The sequence below is a fragment of the Hephaestia mangrovi genome (genome assembly GCF_019880555.1).
GTDB classification, from domain to species: domain Bacteria; phylum Pseudomonadota; class Alphaproteobacteria; order Sphingomonadales; family Sphingomonadaceae; genus Sphingomonas; species Sphingomonas mangrovi.
The window spans coordinates 374843-396945 of the sequence record NZ_JAINVU010000001.1; the positions used below are offsets into that span (position 1 = coordinate 374843).

A 22103-nucleotide genomic window follows, 5' to 3' on the forward strand; every position below is an offset into this window, starting at 1 on the left:
GATCATTACCAGTACGATCGTCAGCAAGGCGTCGCGCAGTTTCATGCGGCCCGCCGCGCCGAGGTGAGGATGCGGCCGTCGAGCATGTGGACGGTGCGCTTGGCGATGTCGGCGTGTGCAGGCGAGTGCGTGACCATGATGATCGTCGCCCCCTCGGCGTTCAATTCGGTGAGGATTTCCATCACCTGCGCGCCGTTTTCGGTGTCGAGATTACCGGTCGGCTCGTCGGCGAGGATCAGCTTGGGACTGCCGACGATGGCGCGGGCGATCGCGGCGCGCTGCTGCTGGCCACCCGACAGCTGGTGCGGGTGATGGTTGCGGCGGTGCGCGATGCCCACGCGGTCCATCGCGGCGTCGACACGCTCGCGCTTCTCCTTCGACGGCATGTTGCGATAAGCGAGACCGAGCGCGACATTCTCGCCGATGGTCAGCTCGTCGATCAGGTTGAACGACTGGAACACGAAGCCGAGCCGATCGCGACGCAGCCTGGCGAGTTCGGGCTCGGGCTCCTTGGCGACGTCGTCGCCCTCGAACAGGTAGCGGCCGTCGGTCGGGCGGTCGATCGTGCCGAGGATGTTGAGCAGGGTCGATTTGCCGCAGCCCGACGGGCCCATGATGGCGACGAACTCGCCGGCCTCCACGGTGAGATCGATGTCGGTCAGCGCGGTGGTTTCGACCTCGTCGGAGCGGAACAGGCGGCTGATGCGCTCGAGATGGATCATGTGAAGGCCTTCCTCAATGAATGATGAGATGATCGTATTTGACGTCGGCGGCGATCGGCGAGGTGACGATCGTCTCGCCCGGCTGCAGGCCGCTGGTGACCTCGACCTGATCGGGGTTGCGGCGGCCGGTGGAGATCGTGCGCCGCGTCGCCGAGCGCCCGTTTTCGGCGACGACGAAGGCGACCGAGCCGCCGCCGTCGAGCCAGCCGCCGGCGGGCGCGACCACCGCCGGGCGATCGGCGCCGAGCACGAGGCGGACGTCGATCGTCTGGCCGCGGTTGAGCCCGGCGGGCGGCGCCGAATCGAAGCCGAGCTCGACCTTGAAGCGGCCGTCGGTCACTTGCGGCAGGATGCGGATGACGTGGAGGCTGACGGCCTGGTCGCCGATCGTCGCGGTGGCGCGCTGGCCGACCTTGGCTTGCCCGAGATAGAATTGATCGACATCGGCGGAGAGCTTCCATTGGCCCTCGGAATCGACCTGGCCGACATCGTCGCCGGGCTTGAGCGTCTGGCCGGGCTGGAGATCGAAATCGGTCAGCCGGCCGTCGGCGGGTGCGCGGATGGTGAGCGCGTCGAGGCTGTGGCGGACCATCGCGAGGCTCTGATTGAGCTCGGCCGCGGTGGTGCCGATCCGCGCCTGCTGATCCGATAGCGTGGCCGATTCCTCGGTGCGCCCCTGGGTCAGCGCGGCGACGCGCTTCTGCTGATAGGCGACCTCGTCCTTCAGCGGCTGCACGGCGGCGTTGTTGACGATGCCCTTGTCGAACAGGGTCTGCTTCTTCTGCAGCTCGGTCCTCGCCTTGAGCAGATCGTTCTGCGCGTCGGCGACTTCCTGGGCCGTATCGAGGCGGTTGCGCTGAATGGTCAGGCGCTGGCTGCTGATGTTGCCGAGCTGGCCGGCGATGTCGGCGGATTTGGTGGCGACCTCGAGCTCGAGATCGGGATTGGCGAGCGTGGCGAGCGGCTGGCCTTTCTTGACCATCGCGCCGTCGACCGCGATCACCTCCCCGACCTGTCCGCCCGAGATCGCCGCGACGAAGGTGGTGTGGAGCGGCACCACCTCCGCGCGTAGCGGCACGTAATCCTGGAACGGGGCGCGGACGACCTTGCCGGTCTGCACACTATCGGCATCGACCGACAGCGAGTTGGCCGAGGGAATCGCCCACCACAAGGCGAGCAGCGCAAGCAGCGCGCCGACGCCGATCGCGATGCGCTTCTCGCGCTTGCCGAAGCGGCCTCGCGGCCGTTCGATCTTCCTGTCCATGCCGGCGCCCGAATGCGCCGTCGTCCCCGTATCACTCATGCCGGACAGTGTATGGCGGCAGCGGGCAGTTATGAAATCAAGTTAAAACAGTTCGTTATTACGTCGTGTTTTACACTGGCATGGCACTTCTGTAGCGAGTGTCCGTTTCCGGACACCAGCAGGCCCATGTCAACCGAATCACCCGCGATCCTGTTCGTCGACGACGATGCCGATATCCAGAAGGCGGCGCGGCTGCTGGCCGAGCGGCACGGCATGGCGATGGTTTCGGCCGCCGGCCCCGACGAGGCCTGGGCGCGGCTTGCCGAACGGACGTTCGACGTGGTGATGCTCGATCTCAATTTCTCGCGCGGGCGGACCTCGGGCGAGGAGGGGTTCGCGATGCTGCGGCGGCTGCTGGCGGCGGATCGCGACGCGGTGGTGATCGTCGTCACCGGGCATAGCGGGATCACCGTCGCAGTGGAGGCGATGCGCGCGGGCGCGAGCGATTTCGTCATCAAGCCGTGGAGCAACGACAAGCTCGCCGCCGCGCTCGATCGCGCGGTGGCGCTGAGGCGCGCGACGCTGGCGGCGGGGCAGGGAGCGCCGGCCGACGACGATCGGCTGATCCTCGGCGAAGATGCCGCGATCGAGCGGCTGCGCGCGATGATCGAGCGCGTCGCGCCGACCGATGCCGCGGTGCTCGTCACCGGGCCGGCGGGATCGGGCAAGAGCCTGGTGGCGCGTGCGATCCACCATGCCTCGCGGCGGGCCGGGCAGACGCTGACGGTGTTGCCGGCGGGATCGATCGAGGACGAGGCGGGCGTGACGGCGGCGATCGCGGCGGCGCGCGGCGGCACGCTGGTGATCGACGATGTGGAAGCGCTGGCGGGGCGGCTGCAGCCGGTGCTGGCGTCGATGCTCGGCGAGGTGCGCACGATCGCGACGAGCCGGCTCGACCGCATGAGCCTGCGCGACGCGATCGACGCCGACCTGCTGTTCCGGCTCAACACCGTCGAGCTGGCGATCCCGTCGCTGGCGCGGCGCGAGGGCGATGCGCTGGTGCTGGCGCGGCATTTCCTCGACCGGTTTGCGGCGCGCCACGGGCGAGCGGCGCGGCCGCTGACCGACGAGGCGGCGGGGTGGATCGCGGCGCATCCGTGGCGCGACGACGTGCGCGGGCTGCGCCAGGCGATGGAGCGCGCGGTGCTGCTGGGCGAAGGCGATGCTTATGGAATCGCCGATTTCACCCATGGCGAGAGCGACGGCGGCACCGCCACGGCGAGCGGCGGCGACCTCAATCTCGAACGATCCGAGCGGACGCTGGTGGAAGCCGCGCTGAAGCGGCACGCGTTCAACGTCTCGCGCGCGGCGAGCGAGCTGGGGCTGACGCGGACCGCGCTTTATCGGCGGATGGCCAAATATGGACTCTAGGGTGTGCGGGTATTCGGCCCAGGGCGGGCCGCAAGGCGCGGCTTTCTGCGCTGCCGGTGCTCACGTGCCTGAAGCAGGCTGCGCGCCGGTTGGCGGTGCGCCATGGATGCTGAAACGAGTTCAGCATGACGACAATCATGATGCGACCTTGATTCAGGGGACTAGGGCGGATCGACATTCGGCTCCCACCGATTGTCGGCTCGCCGTCGGCTAAATGTCGATCCGCTCCAGCCTCAGTCGTCTCGCCGGGCCGGCGCTGCTGTTCGCGCTCGGTGCCGGCGCGATGTTCGCGGGGCTGCATGGATTGTGGGCGAACCTCGTGCTTGCGGTGCTGCTTGCGGTGTGGACGCTGGCGGCGATCCTGGTCGGCGCGGCGCGGAACCGGCGTCCGGTGCCGTCAGCGAGGCTGCCCGCGCATCTCGAAGCGCAGGCGCGCGAGCAGCGGCGGCTGACCGCCTATCTCAACCTCTCGCCGGCGCCGCTGGTGACGCTCGACAGCGAGCGGCGGCTGGTCGCGGTCAACCGCGCGGCGCGGCGGCTGTTCGGCTGCGAGGATCGCGTGCCCGATCCGCCCGACGACCTGATCGCGGCGATCGCGCTCGCCGCGCCGGGGCGCTCGGCAAGCGTGCAGATGACGACGCAGGGCGAACAGCGCACCTTCGCGCTGGCGACCGCCGATCTTGCCGCCGGCGGGGCCGGGCTGAGGATCGCGGCGATGGTGGATATCGGCGCCGAATTGCGCGCCGCCGAGGCCGGGGCGCTGCGCGACCTGCTGTCGGTGCTGAGCCACGAGATCATGAACGCGCTGACGCCGATCGCCTCGCTCGGCCGCACCGCCGCCGACATGCTCGCCGAGCGCGAGGAGGCCGGGCTGGCGCCGGTGCACGATGCGGTGGAGACGGTGGCGCGGCGGGCGGAGGGGCTGCAGCGGTTCACCACCGCCTATCGCGATCTCGCGCGATTGCCCCCACCCGAGCTGACGCGGGTGCCGGTGAAGCCGCTGCTCGATGACCTCGCGCGGATGTTCGCGGCGCGCTGGCCGGGCGTGACGCTGGTGCGCGAGGAAAACGGCGCGCCGGGCACGGTGCGCGCCGATGCCGACCAGCTCCACGCCGCCTTGTGGGCCCTGTTGCAGAACGCCGCCGAGGCAGTGGGCGAGGGCGACGCGGGGCGGGTGACGCTCGGTTGCCGGGCGGCGACCGAGGGCGTCGCGTTCATCGTCACGGACAACGGGCCGGGCGTCGCGGCCGCCGAGCGCGAGGCGATCTTCCGGCCCTTCCATACCAGCAAGCCGGCCGGCAGCGGGGTGGGCCTGGCGCTGGTCCGCCAGATCGCGCACGCGCACCACGGCATTGTCGCGCTGGCCGAGGCGCCGGCGGGCGCGCGGTTCGTGATGACGCTGCCGATCGCGGCGGCGTGACTAGGGTCTGGACCCTAACGCGCCGAGCGCTGGAAGAACAGTTTGCGGATGCTGATCATCACGGTGCGGCCGAGCGGATCGAGATAATCGGGCTGATAGCTGACCGGCGTGTCGCCATTGGTGTCATGGACGTGCTGGCGGCTGTCGAGCAGGTTGTTGACATAGAGCGTCACCCGCATGCCGCGCGCCCAGGGGTGCTTGGCGACGAAATGGAGCTGGCTGCTGAGATCGGCGAACAGCCGGAGGTTGAGCGTCGTCAGCGGGGAGAAGCTGAGCGGCTCGGTCGCGCCCGCGGTGCCGCCATTGACATGCGTGCCGCTCTGCCAGTTGACGCGAAGCTGCGCGCCGAGGCCGTTGTTGAAATAGCCGAGCTGGCCCTGGATCTGGTGGCGCGGCTCGCCGCCGCTTGAGCCGATCGTGTCGCCATCGAGCAGGTCGAGGCGCGGCAGGCCGTCGCGGATCAGCACCGTGTCTTCGAGTTTCCAGGTGTGATAGACCGCGACCTGGATGCGGCCGCTGCCGCTGCCACCGCCCCCGAACCTGCCGAAACCGCCATGGCGCCCGCCACCGCCGTGGAAGCCGTGATGGCCGCCGCCATCGGGGGCGCCCCCGGAGCCGCCATTGTCGCTGGGCGGATGACCGCCCTCGGGTGGGTGGTTGTCGCCGGCCTTGCCCGCCTGGGCGTCGTGATCGCTGCTCTCGGCCGATTGCCCGGCCTGCTTCCCATCGGAACGGCCGTGGCGCCATTCGCGGCGCAGCCCGGCCAGCGGATTGCTGCCCTTGCCCTCGCGATAGGCCTCGAATTCCTTCTGGATGTGCGATTTGATCGGGGCGGTGAAATTGAAGCCCCAGCGCAGCGTCTTTTCCGATTCCCCGGCGAAGTTGACCGGGCGCGCGTCGATCGAGACCAGCGCACCCGCGCCATCGCGGACGAAGCGATCGGGGAAGGCGGCCTCGATCGCCTCGGTCGGCGAGGGCAGGCTGGTGATCAGATTGTCGGTGCGCTTGGCGGTATAGGTCGCGATCAGCCGCAGATCGGCCTTGCTGAGCGGCTGGACGTTGAGCTCGGCCTCGAAGACGTGCTGGGTATCCGCCGCGAGATTCGGATTGCCGCCGCTGATCCGGGTGACGTCGACCGTCTCGCCGGTGACATAATCGAACACGCGGCGATCGGGCGTGATGATGGTGGGATTGCCGAGCTGCTGCGCGGTCGGCGCGTCCTGCTTGCGGGTCCAGGACACGAGCGCACTGACGCGATCGACCGGCGACCAGTTCACGCCATAGCCGATCCGCGTCAGCGTGCCGAAATCGGAAAGCCGGTTCACCGCGACGTTGACATTGGCCGACAGGTCGCCGAGCGGTTTCAACACGGCACGCCGCCGGCTGGCGATCGGCAGATCGACATTGACGCGGCCTTCCGCCGCGTCACGCGAGACATCGCCGTTCTGGATCAAGCCGTTGCGCACCGAATGGCTGGCGAAATCGCTGGTCGAGACGCCGACATGCCAGCTGGTCGAGACCTTGCCCGCCGGCAGGCTGAACGGCGAGCCGGTGACGAGCGTATTGAGCTCGGCGGTGTTCGAGATGGCGCGGGCAAGCGTGGTCTGGCCGGGCTGGATCAGCGGCGCGCCGAGCTGGCCGAACGGATCGACGTTCGGATCGCCGGCAAGGATCGCCGCCTGCAGCGCATCGGCATCGACCGAGCGGGTGGTGAAGGTCTTGGTTTCGGACCGATCGTAATTGCCGGTGACCGACCAGTTCCACTTCTTGACGGCGCCGTTGAAGGTCATGCCGAGATGCGAGGCGAGCGATTGCGCCGATTGCTGGAGCGGCTTGCCGAGATCGACATAGCGGCTGAGCGTCACATCGTTCGCGAACGGCGAATAGGGATTGCTCGCGGGCAGCGTGAGGGTGACGCCGGGCAGGCCGAGATCATCGGTGCTGTCGGTATAATCGATGCGGCCGTTGACGGTCGCCGAGACGTTGCCGAAGATCGTGCGCGCATAGACCGCGTTGGTCGAGAACTCGCGGCTGGCGGGCTTCAGCGTGCGATAGCGGCCGAGATCGGTGACATTGGCCTGGTTGGCGGTGGTCGCGAAATCGTCGAGCGTCGGTGATCCATTGGGGACGCCGGCGACGATGACCGGCGCGCCGGCGAGCGCCGAAAGCGCGGGATCGATCTCGCTCGCGCCCGCCGCGGGGGTGATGTTCCCGGCGAGATCGTAATAGCCCTTTTGCGGCTGGCCGGTGACGTTTCGCTCACTTTCGAGCAGCTTCGAGGTCTGCTGGTAATCGAAATTGAGATTGAAGCGGCCATCGGGCGTGATGTTGACGAGGCCGAGCCGCGCGCGCGGCGTGTTGCTGCCGCCCTCGGTGGCGAGCTTGTCGTTGAGCGTCACGACGGTCGACCGGAAATGGCGCCTGAGGACGATGTTGACGACCTTCTGATCGGCGGAAAAGCCGTATTCGAGCGCGGTTTGCTCGGGCAGGATATCGACGCGCAGGATCGCCTCGGTGGGGAGATCGCGGATTTCGTGAAAACTGGAAATGCGCTTGCCGTTGAGCAGCACCGCCGGCGCGCCGGTGCCGCGCGCGCTCTGCGTTTCCGGCGCGAGCTCGTCGATCAGGTCGGCGATCGAATCGACGCCATAGGCGCGGACGTCGGCGGGGCCGAGCTGCAATTCGGGCTTCACGTCGCCGATCACCTGGCCGGGCGGCGCGCGACCGGTGACGACGATCTCGTCGGCGGAATCGGCATAAGGATCGGTGGCGTCGTCGGTCGCCGCGCTACCCGCCTGCTGCGCCGGCGCATCCCCGGCCGGCGCCTGTTGCGCCCAGGCCAGCGCCGGATATGCCGCCAGCACCACGCCCACACTCCACGCCGCCAGCCGCATTCGCTTCTACTCCCGCCCGAATCACTCGGCGACGGCGGTAGCGGCTATTTGTCGCAGAAGTTTCGCAGGGCTGGTGCGACGAATAATATTTATTGTGCCGAGGCGGTTTCGATCGCGGGGCCGGTCCAGCCGCCGGCGGTCGCGACATAGAGCCGCGCGACATTGACGAACTGCTGCTCGCGCATGTCGACCAGCCCCATCCGCGCCTGCTCGTAGAGGCGTTGCGAGTCGAGGATCTGGAGCAGGCCCGAATTGCCGACCTGGAAGCTGCGGCGCGAGAGCTGCAGCGAATGCTGCGCCACGCCGACCGATTCCTCGCGATTGGCCACCGAGCGCGCATCGCTCTTGATCGCATCGAGCAGATCGGCGGTCTGGCGAAAGGCATCGAGCACGGTCTGCCGATAGGTGGCATCGGCTGCTTTGGCCTGATCGATCGCGGCGCGCTTCTGCGCCTTCAAGGTGCCGCCGTGGAAGATCGGCGCGGTGAGGCCGGCGAACAGATCGAAGCCGCGGAACTTGCTCGACAGGAGATCGCCGATCGTCGGCGAGCCCTGGGTGTAGGTGCCGCCCAGCGTGACATCCGGATAAAGATCGGCGGTGGCGATGCCGACCGCGGCAGTGGCGGCATGGAGATCGGCCTCGGCCTGCAGGATATCCGGGCGCTTGTGGACCAGCGCCGAGGGGAGCGTGACCGGAATCTGCTGCGGCAGCGTGAAGGCATCGAGATCGAAATCGGTCGGGCCGAGATCGGCGGGCGCGATCCCGATCAGCGTGGCGAGCAGGTGGCGCGCCTCGTCGAGTTGCTGTTCGAGCTGCGGGATGGTGCTGCGATCGGCCATGAACTGGGCCTGCGCGTTGAGCACTTCGGTGAGCGTACCTTCGCCGGCCTGCTTGCGCTTCTGCGTCAGATCGACGTTGCGCTGATCGTCGGCGAGCAGCGCGTTGGAAGTGGCGATACGCTCGCGGATCGCGGCGATCGTCAACACCTGATTGACCACTTGCCCGGCGAGCGCGAGATGCGCCGCCTCGGTCTGGCGCTGCTGCGCCTCGGCCTGGGCGGCGGCCTGCTCCACCTTGCCGCGCTGCTTGCCGAACAGATCGAGATCGTAGCTGATCCCGCCGCCGACCGAATAGAGATCGAACACCGGGTTGCTGGTCAGCCCCGGCAGCGCGCCGAGCTTGAAGCCGAAGCCGGCGAGATTGGCTTCTTCGTGATGCGCGCCGGCATTGACGTCGACCTGCGGCAGCTCGTGCCCGCGCGCGGCGGCGACCTGCTCGCGCGCGGCGGCGAGCGTGGCGTTGCTTGCCTCGAGGCTGGCGTTGTGCGCGATCGCCCGATCGACCAGCGCGTCCATCGCCGGCGAATTGAACGCTTTCCACCAGGCGAGCGACGGCCCCGCGCCAAGCGCGGCGCCGGGGCCGGGAGCTGGCTTGGGCAGCGCATCGTGGGGCGAGGCATAGGCGCTGGCGCCCGGCGCGGCGGGACGCTCGAAATTCGGCCCGACGGTGCAGCCGGCGAGCGCGGTCGCGGCGACGAGGGTTGCGGTGAGGGTGCGAAAGCGAGTCATGGGCTCAATCCATATGCATGGTCATCTGCTCGTCGCTGGCCTTGCGGCGCGGCGGGCGCATGAACAGGATCATCGGCGAGATGATGATGATGACGATGAACAGCGCGTAGAAAGCGTCGATATAGCCGACCATGCTCGCCTGCCGCGTGATCTCGGCGTTGGCGGCGGCGAGGCTGTGGAGCGAAGAGAAGTCGACGTTGAACGCGCCGCGCGCGAGGTTCGGATTGTCGGGCCGCACGCCCTCGACGAGCCGTGAATGGACGATCGCGCTGTTGCGGATCGTCATCGCCTGCAGCACCGAAATGCCGATCGCCGAGCCGACGTTGCGGATCAGCGTGAACATCGCGGTGCCTTCGTTGCGATATTGCGACGGCAGGGTGGCGAAGGCGACGGTCGACAAGGGCACGAAGATCAGCCCGGTGCCGAGCCCCTGGATCAGGCCGGTGCGCACGACCAACGAATCGTCCATGCCGAGCGAGAAACCGCTCATGTCGTAGGTCGACCAGGCGACCAGCACGAGGCCGATGCCGATCAGCACGCGCGGATCGACCCGCTTGATGAGCTGGCCGACGAGGATCATCGAGATCATCGTGCCGACGCCGCGCGGCGCGGTGACGAGGCCGGTGAGCACGACGGGATAGCCCATCAGCCCCTCGAGCATCGGCGGCAGCAGCGCGAGCACCGAGAAGATCAGCACGCCCAGGAAGAAGCCGAACACCGATCCGAACAGGAAATTGCGATCCTTGAACATCGCCAGATCGATGAACGAGTTCTTCGCGGTCAGCGTGTGAACGACGAACAGGTAGAAGAACGTGCCGGCCGACACTGCCTCGATCCAGATTTCGAGGCTGTTGAACCAGTCTTCCTGCTGGCCGCGATCGAGCATGATCTGCAACGATGCGATGCCGAGCGCGAGGAAGGCGAAGCCAATCAGGTCGAGCTTCACCTTGCCCGCCATCTTCGTCTCGTTGAGGAAGAACCACAGGCCGGCAAAGGCGAGCATGCCGATCGGCAGATTGATGTAGAAAACCCAGCGCCACGAATAGCTGTCGGTCAGATAGCCGCCGAGCGCCGGGCCGATGATCGGACCGAGGATCGCGCCCATGCCCCATACCGCCATCGCCGGGCCGTGGCGTTCGGGCGGGTTGATGTCGAGCAGGATCGCCTGGCTCATCGGTACGAGAGCAGCGCCGAATATGCCCTGGAGCAGGCGGAAGCCGACCAGCTCGCCGAGGCTGGTGGCGAGGCCGCACAGCCCCGAGGCGATGGTGAAGCCGACGATCGACCAGAGCATCAGCCGCTTGCGCCCGAACCGGCTGGCGAGCCAGCCAGTCAAGGGCGTCATGATCGCGGCGGCGACGATGTACGAGGTCAAGACCCAGGTAATCTGGTCCTGCGATGCCGAGACGCTGCCCTGCATATGGGGCAGCGCGACGTTGGCGATCGTCGAATCGAGCGAGTTCATCACCGTCGCCGCCATCACCGACGCGGTGATGAACCGGCGCGTCCCCGCGGCCGGATAAAGATGCGCGTCGCCGGCCATCAGCGCTGGGCGGCGGCCTGGGCGTTGGCGGCCGGCGTGGTCGGCGGGGTATCCTTGCCGAACAGGTGGCGCTTGTGGCCGGTATCGACCGTCACCTCGACGCTCAGGCCGGCGTGGAGCGGTACATCCGCGGGCGGATTGTCGATCGAGATGATCACCGGCAGGCGCTGGACGACCTTAACCCAGTTGCCGGTGGCGTTCTCTGCGGGGAGCACCGAGAAGCTGTTGCCGGTACCCGGCGAGAAGCTCTCCACGCGGCCCTTGAGATCGAGATCGGGATAGGCATCGACCTTGATCGTCGCCGGCTGGCCCAGGCGCATGTAGCGCAGCTGATTTTCCTTGAAGTTGGAAACCACCCAGATGCGCGTGCCGGCGAGGCTGAACACCGGCTTCGAGGCCGCCACCCAATCGCCGACCTGAAGCTGATCGACATTGGCGACGACGCCGTCCTGCGCGGCGCGGATCACGGTGTAGCCGAGGTTCAGCCTGGCGCGATCGAGCGCGGCCTGCGCCTGCTGCACGCCGGGCTGTTCGGAGACGGGCGCGTTGATGTCGCCGGCGAGACGCGCCTGGATGCTCTGGTTCGACTGGCTGGTGCTCTGGATCGCGGCGCGGGCATTCTGCAGCGCCAGCACCGCCTGATCATATTGCGACTGGCTGGAAATGCCCTCGGCAAGCAATTCCTTCTGCCGCGCCGCCTCGCGCTGGGCATAAGTCACCTTGTCGCGCGCGGCGGCGAGATCGGCCTGGCCCTGGCGATATTGCGCCCGCAGCGAGCCGACGTCGGTGCGCGCCGCGGCGAGCGCGGCCTGGGCCTGATCGACCGCGGTCTGATACGGCGCGGGATCGAGCCGGAACAGCACGTCGCCTTTCTTGACGTGCTGATTGTTGCGCACGTCGACCTCGATCACGCGGCCCTCGACATTGGGGCTGACCGAGACGAGGCCCGATTGCAGGAAGGCGTCGTCGTTGGATTCGTAGCGGCCGCCGTGGAGATAGAAGAACAGGGCGCCGATCAGGACGACGACCGGGGCGAGCAACAGCAGGGGCTTGCGCAGCGAGCGCTTGCGGCGCTGCTCCTGAACTTCTTCGCGCCGTTCCGCGCGATCGGCCTCGATGAACTCGTCGCCGACCACGTCATGGCCCTCGGCCTGCGGATCACCGGGATGAAGCTCGGGATCGGTTTCGAATGAAGGCGTGCGATCGGCCACGGCGGAACCCCTGTCGTCTTTATATGGGCGCAAAAATGAAAGTGCCGCTTCCGTGGGAGGGGAGCGGAAGCGGCACGGAGAATATAGTGCGACGCACAATTAGGCCTAATGATATTTCGTCCTTTCATGTATGAACGAAATTCATGGTAGAGATCGATCTCAATCTGCTGCGCGTGTTCGACACGCTGTTCGAAATGCGCAGCGTGACGCGCGCGGCGGGAAAGCTCGGGCTGACGCAATCGGCGGTGAGCCACGCGCTGCGCCGCTTGCGCGACGCGCTGGACGACCCGGTGTTCGTTCGCGCGCCGGGCGGATTGCAGCCGACGGCGCGGGCGATCGAGATCGCGCCGGGGGTGCGCGAGGGGCTGGCGCAGCTGCGCGGCGCGCTGTCGCCGACCGAATTCGTCCCCGAAACCGCCTCGCGCCGGTTCACCGTGGCGGCGGGCTCCTATTTCTGCACGCTGCTGGTGCCCGACTTGATCGCGCGGGTGCGCGCGGCCGCGCCCGACGTGACGCTGCGCATCATCGCGCCCGGGCCCGACCTGTTGTCGGAACTCGACGAAAGCACGGTCGATCTGGCGCTCGGCGCCTTCACGCGGATTCCGTCACGATTGTCGAGCGAGACACTGTATCGCGAGGAACTCGTCTGGGTTGCCGCGGCGGACAATCCAATCGTGGACCAGCCGTTCGATCACGGCGCCTTCGCCGCAGCGCCGCGCCTCACCATCTCCCACGGGCGGCCGTTCGAGACACTGCGCGCGGCGGCGCCCGAAGGGGCGCTGGGGCGCAAGGTCATCACCGAAACTGGGGACGCCGAGCCGCTGCCGCTCGGTGACGATGCCGCGATCGTCTATGACAGCCAGACCGCGATCGCGATCGTCGGCCGCACCGACATGATCGCGCTGGTGCCGCGCCGCTTTGCCGAGCGCGACCGGGCCGGGAAAGGCATCGCCATGCTCGATGCGGACGGGGAGGGCGGCGGCATCGATCTGCAGATGCTGTGGCACGGCAAGGTGGACGACGATGCCGGCCTCGCCTGGCTGCGCGGGGTGATCCGGGAAATCGCCGCGGGGTTCTGACGCGCGGCGTCAGGCGGCGAGGGCGATCGGGGCGCGCTCGGTCGCGGCGATCCAGCCGCCGCCGAGCACGCGGTCGCCATCGTAGAGCACCGCGGCCTGGCCGGGGGCGACGCCATATTCGGGCGCATCGAACGTCACGCTCTCGCCGTCGAACCGGGCGGCGACCGGCTTGGCCAGCGAACGGACCTTGGCGGTGAGCGGCCCGCGATGATCGCCGCCGAGCCAGTTGATGTCGCGCAGCCGCGCCGCCGACACCGCGAGCGCGGTGCGCGGGCCGACGATCACCCGCCGGGTTTCGGGCTCGAGCCGCAGGACGTAGAGCGGCTCGGCCTGGCCGCCGATCTCCAGCCCCTTGCGCTGGCCGACGGTGAAATGGATCAGCCCCTTGTGCTCGCCGAGCTTGCGGCCGGCCCGATCGACGATATCGCCGGCGGTATCCGCGTCGGGCCGCAGCTTCTTGACCAGTCGGGCATAATCGCCGTCGGGGACGAAGCAGATGTCCTGGCTGTCGGGCTTGGCGGCGACGCCGAGGCCGAGTTCGGCAGCGAGTTCGCGGACGCGCGGCTTGGGCAGGCCGCCCAAAGGAAAGCGCAGGAAATCGAGCTGCGCGGCGGTGGTCGCGAACAGGAAATAGCTCTGATCGCGCGCGGGATCGAGCGCGCGGTGTAGCTCGGGGCCGGCGGCGCCCTCGACGCGGCGGACGTAATGGCCGGTCGCCAGGCAATCGGCGCCGAGATCGCGGGCGAGCGCGAACAGATCGGTGAACTTCGGCCCCATGTTGCACTTCACGCACGGAATCGGCGTGCGGCCGGCGAGATATTCGTCGGCGAAATCGTCGATCACCGTCTCGCGGAAGCTGCTCTCGTGATCGAATACGTAATGGGCGATGCCCAGCCGATCGCACACCGCGCGCGCATCACGGATGTCGCGGCCGGCACAGCAGGAACCGGCACGGCCGACCGCCTCGCCATGATCGTAGAGCTGCAGCGTCACGCCGATCGTCTCCGCGCCGCTGGCATGCGCGAGAGCGGCCACGACGGAACTGTCGACGCCGCCCGACATGGCGACGACGATGCGCTTTGCGCGCGCGTTCGCCCCGAGCTGGAAATCGCCTTCGATCATCGTGGCCGCGCCATAGTCGATGCGCGGCTGCGGCGCAAAACATGCGTTACGCAAGGGTTGCCGGCGGCTTTACCGGACGTTGACCATCTGCGGTGTAAGCCATTGCTTCAAGTCGAGTCGCAACGAGGGGGAGCGGTCGTTTGAAGCAGAGTTTTCCGCCGGTCGGCGAGGGGGCACCCGCCAAGCCGCTGTCGGCGGATTTCGCGGTGATGCTGGTCGGGGTCGCGGCGCGTCAGGCGGCGAGCCCGACGGCGGTGCTGGCACATGAGGACGTGCCGGTTCCGCCGAAGGAAGGATTGCTGGCGCCGCAGCATGGCGCGTTCAACCAGGCCGTCGCAGACGACCTGAAACGATGGAAGGAGACTTCGACGGGACGACCCGACGAATGAACAAACGATTTACCTACCCGTTTCAGGGCATCTTCAATCCTGCCCAATAGGGCGTGTTTCAGGAGTAACCCGGAGCCCCCGCTCCCAATGAGGACCGCATGATCGAGAATCAGAAAATCCGTCCCGCAAAGGTAATCGGCCCGCTCGGCGAGGCACTGACGGTCGACACGTTGCCGCCGCCCGACACGACCCGTTGGGTGGTGCGGCGCAAGGCCGAGGTGGTCGCCGCGGTCAACGGTGGCCTGCTGACGGTGGACGAGGTTTGCGATCGCTACAGCCTCACGGTCGAGGAATTCGCCAGCTGGCAGCGCGCGATCGATCGGTCCGGCATGCCTGGTCTGCGCGTCACCCGGATCCAGCATTACCGCTCGCTCTACGAGCGGCAGCAGAAATATTGACGGGTTTGCTTTGATATCGTGCGGCGCCGTTTGATGGCGCCTCACCCAATTGAAACGCCACCGGAACTAATCCCGCAGTCGCGCGTCCTTCCCGCAGCCCCGGTCATTCGGGTGAAATAACGGAGGGACGAGACCATGATCGGTATCATCGTGTGGCTTATCGTCGGTGGCGTCGTCGGCTGGCTCGCCAGCCTGGTGATGCGGACCGACGCGCAGCAAGGCATTCTGCTCAACATCGTCGTCGGCATCGTCGGCGCATTCATCGCCGGGCTGATCTTCGGCGGTGGCATCAATCAGGCGATCACCGTCACGACGTTCATCACGTCGCTGATCGGCGCGATCATCCTGCTGGCGATCGTCAACCTGATCCGTCGCGGCAGCGTGCGCTAACCCGCCGCTGAGGCACAAAGCGATTCATCGGGGCCGCTCGTGGACGACACGAGCGGCCCCTTTCGCATCATTTGAGCAGGAAGCGGACGGACAAAGTCACGGTGACGTCGGTGGTGCCCGGCTCGATCGCAGTGTCGGCCTGCGGCGCGGCGGCGACGCGGGCGTACATCACCGGGCGGGGCGGCGGGCTGCCGGCATTTTCGCCATTCTCGTCGATCGAGACGATGCGCGACACGCTGAGCCCGGCGGCCTTGGCATAGAGTTCGGCGCGGGCGCGCGCACGGGCGACGGCATCGGTGCGCGCTTCATCGAGCGCGGCATCGGGGTTTTCGAGGCTGAGGTTGGGGCCGTCGATCTGGTTTGCCCCCTGCGCGACCAGCGCGTCGAGGATGCTGCCCGCCTTCTTGATATCGTGGAACTTCACCGAAACGGTGTTGGTTGCCTGATAGCCAGTGATCGCCGGCGGCTGATTGTCGGCATAGCGATATTGCGGGTTGAGCCGGACTGTCGAGGTGGCGATGTCGCGGCTTTCGACGCCGGCCGACTTAAGCGCGGCGAGCACCTTGGCCATCCGCGCGCTGTTGTCCGACAGCGCGGCGGCGGCCGTCGCGCCCTGCGTCACCACCCCGGCATCGATCGTCGCGAGATCGGGGGTGCGCGTCGTTTTGCCGGTGGCGGTCACGTCCAGGATCGTGCCATCGGGCAGGATCGCCGGCGTGGTCTGCGCGGCCGCGGCGCCGGCTGCCATCGGAATTGCGGCGAGCGCCGCCAGTGTCATCCATGCTCGCATGATGTCTCCCCTGTGCTGTGATGTGCGATGATGCTCCCATGTCAGCCGGGGAGGCAACCGCGGCTGAACGGTGCGAGCAGCTTTTATTCACCTTCCAACGGAAAATGCGCCGCTGGCGTAACGGGTTCCGAACCGCGGGCCGCCAATCGAGCGCTTGCGGACGGGAGCGAAAGCGGGCAAGATTCGCGCGCCCGAAAGATCGCTTGAGCTCGGTGCTATATTTCTCTAATACACCAATTGACGCAGCGACGGCCAAAGCCGGGACGGGGATGTGACGCAAATGAATTACGAACCGGGGCAGATCGGGGACAGCGACCGGCTGGCGCTTCCTGATTATGAGGAGCGGCCGCGGCGGCGGCGCTGGATCCTCGGCGCGTTGATCGTCGTGGTGGTGCTGATCGCCGGTTACCTGCTGTTCGGGCGCCACGACAAGCCGGCCGCGACCGCGGCTGCGGGCGACCAGGTGCCGTCGGTCAGCGTGATCGTGCCAGGGCGGCAGACCGTATCGCACCTTATCACGGCGACCGGTTCGCTGGCGGCGCGGCGCGAAATGCCGGTAGGCGTCGCCGGGCAGGGTGGCATGATTACCAAGGTGCTGGTCGATCCCGGCGACTGGGTGAAGGCCGGCCAGGTGTTGGCGACGATCGACAGTTCGGTGCAGGTGCAGACCGCCGCGTCGCTCGCGGCGCAGGTGAAGGTTGCCGAATCGGATGCGCGGCTCGCCCAGGCCAATCTCGACCGCGCACAAAAGCTGGTCAGCGACGGATTCATCTCCAAGGCCGATATCGACCAGCTTACGGCGACGCGTGATGCGGCGATCGCCAAGGTGCATGTCGCCCAGGCGCAGCTCGCCGAGACGCGCGCGCAGAACGCCCAGCTCGACATCCGCGCGCCGTCGGCCGGCCTGGTGCTGACGCGCGGCGCCGAGGCGGGCCAGATCGTCAACCAGACCAGCGGCGGGCTGTTCCGCATGGCCAAGGATGGCGAGATGGAGCTCGACGCGGTGCTGAGCGAGGCCGATCTCGCGCAGGTTTCGGTCGGCGTGCCGGCGCAAGTGACCCCGGTCGGCTCGAGCAAGTCTTATGCGGGGCATGTCTGGCAGGTCGAGCCGGTGGTCGATCCGCAGACGCGGCAGGGCATCGCCAAGATCGCGATCCCCTATAACAAGGATCTGCGCCCCGGCGGCTTCGCCACGGCGACGATCCATGCCGGCGCCAGCCAGGCCCCGATGCTGCCGCAATCCGCGGTGCTGAGCGACGACAAGGGCAATTACGTGCTGATCGTCGATGCCGACGACAAGGTCGAGCGGCGCGACGTCAAGACCGGCGTCGTTTCCGACAGCGGCGTCGCGATCGCCAGCGGGCTGAACGGCACCGAGCATGTCGTGCGGTCGGCCGGCGCGTTCCTCAACGCCGGGCAGAAGGTCGACCCCAAGCTCGTCAAATCGGAAAGCTGATCGGCGATGAACTTCCGCAACATTTCCGCCTGGTGCATCCGCAACCCGGTGCCGCCGATCGTCCTGTTCATCGCGCTGACGCTGGCCGGGATCGTCAGCTTCATGACGATGGACGTCGACAACGATCCCGACATCGATTTCCCGATCGTGTGGATCGACATCAACCAGCCGGGCGCCGCGCCTTCCGAGATGGAGACGCAGATCACCCAGAAGGTCGAGGCGGCGGTGCGCAGCCTGCAGGGCATCGACCAGCTGACCTCGACCGTCACCGAGGGCGATTCGCAGACCATCGTCCAGTTGCAGATCGGCACGCCGATCGATCGCGCGGTGGAGGATGTGCGCAGTGCGTTGCAGCAGATCCGCGGCAATCTGCCCGAAGGCATCCTCGAGCCGCAGGTCGGCCGCGCCAACACCACCGATCACGACCTCGCCAGCTATTCGGTGTCGGCCACCGACATGACGCTCGAGCAATTGAGCTGGTATGTCGATAACGACGTGGCCAAGGCGCTGCTGTCGGTGCCGGGCATGTCGGCGGTCAACCGCAACGGCGGGGTGACGCGCGAGATCCGCGTGATCCTCGATCCCGTCCGGCTGCAGGCGCAGGGGCTGACCGCCGATCAGGTCAACCAGCAGCTCAGGCTCGTCAACATGAACGCGGCGGGCGGCACGGCGGAGATCGGCGGGCTGCAGCAATCGGTGCGCGTGCTGGGCAATGCGCGGACCGCCTATGACCTCGGCCAGACGCAGATCGCGGTCGGCGGGCGGACGATCAAGCTGGCCGATATCGCGACGGTGAAGGATCTCTACGCCGATCCCACGTCGTCATCGAAGATCAACGGCCGCCAGGTGGTGAGCTTCGATTTCCAGCGCGCCAAGGGCTTTTCCGACGTCTCCGTGTTCCACGGCGCCGAAGCAAAGCTGAAGGAGTTGGAGAAGGAGAACCCGAAGGTTCATTTCGAGCTGCTCAACAACAACGTCAAATATGCCGAAGAACAGTATAAGAGCGCGATCGATGCGATGATCGAAGGCGCGTTCCTCGCCGTCGTGGTGGTGTTCGTGTTCCTGCGCGATTGGCGTGCGACGGTGATCTCCGCGCTGGCGATCCCCTTGTCGGCGATCCCGACCTTCTGGTTCATGGACTTGCTGGGCTTCACGCTCAACCAGATGACGCTGCTGGCGCTGAGCCTGGTGGCGGGCGTGCTGGTGGACGACGCGATCGTCGAGATCGAGAACATCGTGCGCCACATGCGGATGGGCAAATCGGCCTATCAGGCGGCGATCGATGCCGCCGACGAGATCGGGCTTGCGGTGCTGGCGACGACCATGTCGATCGTCGCGGTGTTCCTGCCGGTTGGCCTGATGCCGGGCATTTCCGGGCAGTTCTTCAAGAATTTCGGCCTCACCGTGGTCGCCGCGGTGCTGATGAGCCTGGCGGTGGCGCGCATGGTGACGCCGATGATCGCGGCCTATTTCCTCAAGTCGTTCGGCCATGCCAGTCACGGCGAGGGGCGGTTGATGGACTGGTATACGGCGACGCTGCGCTGGACGCTCAGGCATCGTTGGGTGCCGATGGTGGCCGCGATCGGCTCGCTGGTCCTGACCGTCGCTTGCTTCATGATGCTGCCGATGACCTTCCAGCCCGATCAGGACCAGGACACGGTGCGCGCCAACGTGCTGATGCCGCCGGGCAGCACGCTCGAGCAGACCGAGGGGGTGGTCAATCACGTCGCCGCGCTGCTCAAGGCGCAGACGCACGAAGTGACCAAGGTTTACCAGCGGTCGTTCATCGGCAACGGCCGGGTCGACGCGACGCTGGCCGACGATCGCCCGATGACCAGCTCCGAATTCCAGCGGACGCTGGGGCCGACGCTGGCCAAGATTCCCGACGCGCAGGTGACGTTCAGTTCGCAACAGGGCTTTGGATCGAGCGGGCGCGACCTGACGGTGGTGCTCGGCGGCGAAGACCCCGAGACGCTGAACCGCGCGGCGGTCAAGCTGGTCGAGCAGATGGGCAAGCTGCCGATGGTGGTGGCGCCGCGGATCACCGGCGACCTGCAGCGGCCGGAAATCCAGATCAAGCCGCGGCTCGACCTCGCTGCCAATCTGGGCGTGACGACCGAGGCGCTGTCGAGCGCGATCCGCATCGCGACGATCGGCGATATCGAGCAGAACAGCGCACGCTTCTCGCTTTCCGACCGGCAGATCCCGATCATCGTGTCGCTGCCGCAGAGCGCGCGGTCGAAGCTGAGCAATATCGAGAACCTGCCGGTGCAGACGTCGAGCGGCGGCTCGGTGCCGCTGAGCCTGGTCGCCGATATCAGCTACGGCGCGGGCCCGACGCAGATCGATCGGCTGAACCAGGAACGTCAGCTGACGGTCGGCGCCGATCTGCGCGCCGGCGTGGTCAGCAGCGTGGCGATGAAGGCGATCCACAACCTGCCGATCATGCAGCACCTGCCGCAGGGCGTGCACGAAATGACGGTGGGCCAGGCCAAGTGGCAGGCGGAGATGATCAGCAACTTCATCACCGCGGTGATCTCCGGCGTGTTCCTGGTGTTCGCGGTGCTGGTGCTGCTCTATCGCCGCTTCCTGGCGCCGTTCGTCAACATGGGATCGCTGTTGCTGGCGCCGCTGGGCGGCTTGCTGGCGCTGCTCGTTGTCGGCGATCCGGTGTCGATGCCGGTGTTCATCGGCCTGCTGATGCTGCTGGGCATCGTCGCCAAGAACTCGATCCTGCTGATCGATTTCGCGCTGGAGGAGATGAACAAGGGCGTCGACCGGTTCACCGCGATCGTCGATGCCGGGCACAAGCGCGCGCAGCCGATCGTGATGACGACGGTGGCGATGGTGGCCGGCATGGTGCCGACCGCGATCTCGCTTTCCGGCGATGCATCGTGGCGCGCGCCGATGGGCATCACCGTGATCGGCGGCCTGACGCTGTCGACGCTGTTGACGCTGCTGATCGTGCCGGCGGGCTTCAGCCTCGCGGTCGGCGCCGAACGCTGGATCGGGCCGCGGCTCGGCCGCCGCCTGCTCAACTATCAGCCGGGCGAGGACGGCACGCCGGTGATCGATCAGAAACCGGGCCCGCGCCCGATCGGCTATCATGGCGACGAGGACGCACCAGAGCCCGCGGAATAACGACGGACTTGAACAATCCCTCGTTTCGGGGATTGTTTCGCTGATGAATCCGTTCGCTCCACCGTCGCGCGCCGAGCCGCCTCCATCGGCACTCGTGCGGATGCGGCTGGTGGCGACCGGGCTGCTGGTGCTGATGGCGGCGCTGTTCTTCATCGCGCGGGCGCTGGAAGCACGGCATCCGGGCTTCGGCTATCTGCAGGCGTTCGCGGAAGCGGCGATGGTCGGCGGGCTCGCCGACTGGTTCGCCGTCACAGCGCTGTTCCGCCATCCGCTGGGCCTGCCGATCCCGCATACCGCGATCGTGCCGCGCAACAAGGATCGCATCGGCGATACGCTTGCAGCCTTCCTGCGCGCCAATTTCCTCACCCCCCAGGTGGTCGCGCGACGGATGCGGCGGGTCGACGTCGCCGGGACGATCGGGCGGTTCATGGCCGCGCCGCCGGCGGGCGGGCGCCTGTGGAAGGGGGGATCGCGGCTGATCGCCGACATACTCGAATCGCTCGATCAGAAGCGGCTGGGCAGCATGGTGAAATCGGCGCTTGCCGGGCAATTGCGCGAGATGGATATCGCGCCGCTGCTGGGGCAGGCGCTGCACGCGGCGATGGCCGAACGGCGCCATGTGCCGCTGATCGACGCGGTGATCCGCTGGACGCATCGCGCGCTCGCCGCCAATGAGCAGATGATCCGCGACATGGTGCAGGAACGCGCCGGCACGCTGTTGCGCTGGACCGGGCTCGACGAGACGCTGGCCAACAAGATCATCGACGGGCTCGACAAGCTGGCGCGCGATCTCGCCCGCGATCCCGATCACCCGATCCGGAAGCGCGCCGAAGAGGCGCTCGAGCTGCTCGCCTATGATCTGCAGCACGATCCGAAGATGCGCGAGCGGGTGATGCGGATGAAGGCCGAGCTGCTCGATAACCCGGCGGTCGAGAGCTGGTGGCTGAGCGTCTGGGAGCAGGCGCGCGGCGGGCTGTTGAAGATGGTGCGGCGGCCCGATGCGGCGATGGCCGGCCAGTTCGGCGAGGCGATCCGGCAATTGGGCGAGACGCTGCAGCGCGAGCCGCGGCTGCGGCTGACGATCAATCGCTTCGTGCGCCGGGCGGCGGTCGGCCTCGCGGCGGATTATGGCGACGGGATCGTGCGGCTGGTGTCGGAAACGGTGCGCAGCTGGGATACGGGGACGGTGACGCGCCGGCTGGAGAATGCGGTCGGCCGCGACCTGCAATATATCCGCGTCAACGGCACGCTGGTCGGCGGGCTGGTGGGGCTGGTGATCCACACGGTGGACGTGCTGTTGTGACCG

The 22103-nt window shown here is 67.5% G+C and carries 17 protein-coding genes; 9 read left to right on the forward strand and 8 right to left on the reverse strand.

All coding sequences use genetic code 11. From position 1 onward, the window contains the following. Positions 1 to 41: 41 nt before the first annotated feature. A complete protein-coding gene (locus K7G81_RS01720; RefSeq protein WP_223029011.1) occupies positions 42 to 722 on the reverse strand; it encodes an ABC transporter ATP-binding protein in 681 nt (226 codons plus the stop codon). Positions 723 to 735: 13 nt separating this feature from the next. Further along, on the reverse strand, positions 736 to 2025 hold the full coding sequence (locus K7G81_RS01725; RefSeq protein WP_255586473.1) for an efflux RND transporter periplasmic adaptor subunit: 1290 nt from the start codon (positions 2023 to 2025) through the stop codon (positions 736 to 738). A gap of 126 nt (positions 2026 to 2151) precedes the next feature. On the opposite strand from K7G81_RS01725, the gene K7G81_RS01730 reads away from it, so the two are divergent. Together K7G81_RS01730 and K7G81_RS01735 are read left to right on the forward strand one after the other, a co-directional pair. Further along, positions 2152 to 3396, forward strand: a complete 1245-nt coding sequence (locus tag K7G81_RS01730; protein WP_223029012.1) for a sigma-54-dependent transcriptional regulator — start codon at positions 2152 to 2154, stop codon at positions 3394 to 3396. Positions 3397 to 3610: 214 nt separating this feature from the next. Then, positions 3611 to 4816: a sensor histidine kinase gene (locus K7G81_RS01735; RefSeq protein WP_223029013.1), complete on the forward strand. Its 1206-nt coding sequence runs from the start codon at positions 3611 to 3613 to the stop codon at positions 4814 to 4816. A 14-nt stretch (positions 4817 to 4830) separates the two neighbouring features. Here the strand turns inward: K7G81_RS01735 and K7G81_RS01740 are convergent, their stop codons facing one another. The 4 genes from K7G81_RS01740 to K7G81_RS01755 all read right to left on the reverse strand — a co-directional run bounded on the left by K7G81_RS01740 (position 4831) and on the right by K7G81_RS01755 (position 12032). After that, entirely contained in the window at positions 4831 to 7710 is a 2880-nt protein-coding gene (locus K7G81_RS01740; protein WP_223029014.1) for a porin family protein, read from the reverse strand. 89 nt (positions 7711 to 7799) lie between these two features. Continuing rightward, a complete protein-coding gene (locus K7G81_RS01745; protein WP_223029015.1) occupies positions 7800 to 9278 on the reverse strand; it encodes an efflux transporter outer membrane subunit in 1479 nt (492 codons plus the stop codon). 4 nt (positions 9279 to 9282) lie between these two features. Beyond that, a complete protein-coding gene (locus K7G81_RS01750; RefSeq protein ID WP_223029016.1) occupies positions 9283 to 10821 on the reverse strand; it encodes a DHA2 family efflux MFS transporter permease subunit in 1539 nt (512 codons plus the stop codon). After that, positions 10821 to 12032, reverse strand: a complete 1212-nt coding sequence (locus K7G81_RS01755; RefSeq protein WP_439649518.1) for an HlyD family secretion protein — start codon at positions 12030 to 12032, stop codon at positions 10821 to 10823. Before K7G81_RS01755 ends, K7G81_RS01750 begins: the two co-directional genes overlap by 1 nt. 143 nt (positions 12033 to 12175) lie before the next feature. Between K7G81_RS01755 and K7G81_RS01760 the strand changes: the two genes are divergently transcribed. Beyond that, positions 12176 to 13111, forward strand: coding sequence for a LysR family transcriptional regulator (locus tag K7G81_RS01760; protein WP_223029017.1), 936 nt, complete (start codon positions 12176 to 12178; stop codon positions 13109 to 13111). Positions 13112 to 13120: 9 nt separating this feature from the next. Here the strand turns inward: K7G81_RS01760 and mnmA are convergent, their stop codons facing one another. Beyond that, positions 13121 to 14233: a tRNA 2-thiouridine(34) synthase MnmA gene (mnmA, locus tag K7G81_RS01765; protein WP_223029018.1), complete on the reverse strand. Its 1113-nt coding sequence runs from the start codon at positions 14231 to 14233 to the stop codon at positions 13121 to 13123. 140 nt (positions 14234 to 14373) lie between these two features. Here mnmA and K7G81_RS01770 point away from each other — a divergent pair, with 140 nt between their 5' ends. From K7G81_RS01770 to K7G81_RS01780, 3 genes are all read left to right on the forward strand, one after another. Beyond that, positions 14374 to 14622, forward strand: coding sequence for a hypothetical protein (locus tag K7G81_RS01770; RefSeq protein ID WP_255586474.1), 249 nt, complete (start codon positions 14374 to 14376; stop codon positions 14620 to 14622). Between the two features lie 98 nt (positions 14623 to 14720). Continuing rightward, positions 14721 to 15020 (forward strand): CtrA inhibitor SciP, encoded by a 300-nt coding sequence (gene sciP, locus K7G81_RS01775; protein WP_223029019.1) that lies wholly within the window; start codon positions 14721 to 14723, stop codon positions 15018 to 15020. A 138-nt stretch (positions 15021 to 15158) separates the two neighbouring features. Next, positions 15159 to 15410, forward strand: a complete 252-nt coding sequence (locus K7G81_RS01780; protein ID WP_223029472.1) for a GlsB/YeaQ/YmgE family stress response membrane protein — start codon at positions 15159 to 15161, stop codon at positions 15408 to 15410. 67 nt (positions 15411 to 15477) lie between these two features. On the opposite strand, the gene K7G81_RS01785 is transcribed toward K7G81_RS01780, so the two are convergent. Beyond that, on the reverse strand, positions 15478 to 16200 hold the full coding sequence (locus K7G81_RS01785; RefSeq protein ID WP_223029020.1) for an SIMPL domain-containing protein: 723 nt from the start codon (positions 16198 to 16200) through the stop codon (positions 15478 to 15480). A gap of 280 nt (positions 16201 to 16480) precedes the next feature. On the opposite strand from K7G81_RS01785, the gene K7G81_RS01790 reads away from it, so the two are divergent. From K7G81_RS01790 to K7G81_RS01800, 3 genes are read left to right on the forward strand one after another with little or no spacing between them, the layout of a single operon-like run. Then, positions 16481 to 17656: an efflux RND transporter periplasmic adaptor subunit gene (locus tag K7G81_RS01790; protein WP_223029021.1), complete on the forward strand. Its 1176-nt coding sequence runs from the start codon at positions 16481 to 16483 to the stop codon at positions 17654 to 17656. Positions 17657 to 17662: 6 nt separating this feature from the next. Continuing rightward, positions 17663 to 20797, forward strand: coding sequence for an efflux RND transporter permease subunit (locus K7G81_RS01795; RefSeq protein ID WP_223029022.1), 3135 nt, complete (start codon positions 17663 to 17665; stop codon positions 20795 to 20797). A 43-nt stretch (positions 20798 to 20840) separates the two neighbouring features. After that, the gene (locus K7G81_RS01800) at positions 20841 to 22100 is read left to right on the forward strand and encodes a DUF445 domain-containing protein (RefSeq protein ID WP_255586477.1); all 1260 of its coding nucleotides are present in this window, start codon (positions 20841 to 20843) and stop codon (positions 22098 to 22100) included. Positions 22101 to 22103 lie beyond the last annotated feature (3 nt).

What these genes read in the sequence shown, in the direction of transcription:
- K7G81_RS01735 (WP_223029013.1), top strand. Translation starts at nt 3,611, where the DNA reads ATGTCGATCCGCTCCAGCCTCAGTCGTCTCGCCGGGCCGGCGCTGCTG.
- K7G81_RS01785 (WP_223029020.1), bottom strand. Translation starts at nt 16,200, where the DNA reads ATGCGAGCATGGATGACACTGGCGGCGCTCGCCGCAATTCCGATGGCA.
- K7G81_RS01750 (WP_223029016.1), bottom strand. Translation starts at nt 10,821, where the DNA reads ATGGCCGGCGACGCGCATCTTTATCCGGCCGCGGGGACGCGCCGGTTC.
- K7G81_RS01745 (WP_223029015.1), bottom strand. Translation starts at nt 9,278, where the DNA reads ATGACTCGCTTTCGCACCCTCACCGCAACCCTCGTCGCCGCGACCGCG.
- K7G81_RS01720 (WP_223029011.1), bottom strand. Translation starts at nt 722, where the DNA reads ATGATCCATCTCGAGCGCATCAGCCGCCTGTTCCGCTCCGACGAGGTC.
- K7G81_RS01800 (WP_255586477.1), top strand. Translation starts at nt 20,841, where the DNA reads ATGAATCCGTTCGCTCCACCGTCGCGCGCCGAGCCGCCTCCATCGGCA.
- K7G81_RS01740 (WP_223029014.1), bottom strand. Translation starts at nt 7,710, where the DNA reads ATGCGGCTGGCGGCGTGGAGTGTGGGCGTGGTGCTGGCGGCATATCCG.
- K7G81_RS01725 (WP_255586473.1), bottom strand. Translation starts at nt 2,025, where the DNA reads ATGAGTGATACGGGGACGACGGCGCATTCGGGCGCCGGCATGGACAGG.
- K7G81_RS01760 (WP_223029017.1), top strand. Translation starts at nt 12,176, where the DNA reads ATGGTAGAGATCGATCTCAATCTGCTGCGCGTGTTCGACACGCTGTTC.
- mnmA (WP_223029018.1), bottom strand. Translation starts at nt 14,233, where the DNA reads ATGATCGAAGGCGATTTCCAGCTCGGGGCGAACGCGCGCGCAAAGCGC.
- K7G81_RS01790 (WP_223029021.1), top strand. Translation starts at nt 16,481, where the DNA reads ATGAATTACGAACCGGGGCAGATCGGGGACAGCGACCGGCTGGCGCTT.
- K7G81_RS01730 (WP_223029012.1), top strand. Translation starts at nt 2,152, where the DNA reads ATGTCAACCGAATCACCCGCGATCCTGTTCGTCGACGACGATGCCGAT.
- sciP (WP_223029019.1), top strand. Translation starts at nt 14,721, where the DNA reads ATGATCGAGAATCAGAAAATCCGTCCCGCAAAGGTAATCGGCCCGCTC.
- K7G81_RS01795 (WP_223029022.1), top strand. Translation starts at nt 17,663, where the DNA reads ATGAACTTCCGCAACATTTCCGCCTGGTGCATCCGCAACCCGGTGCCG.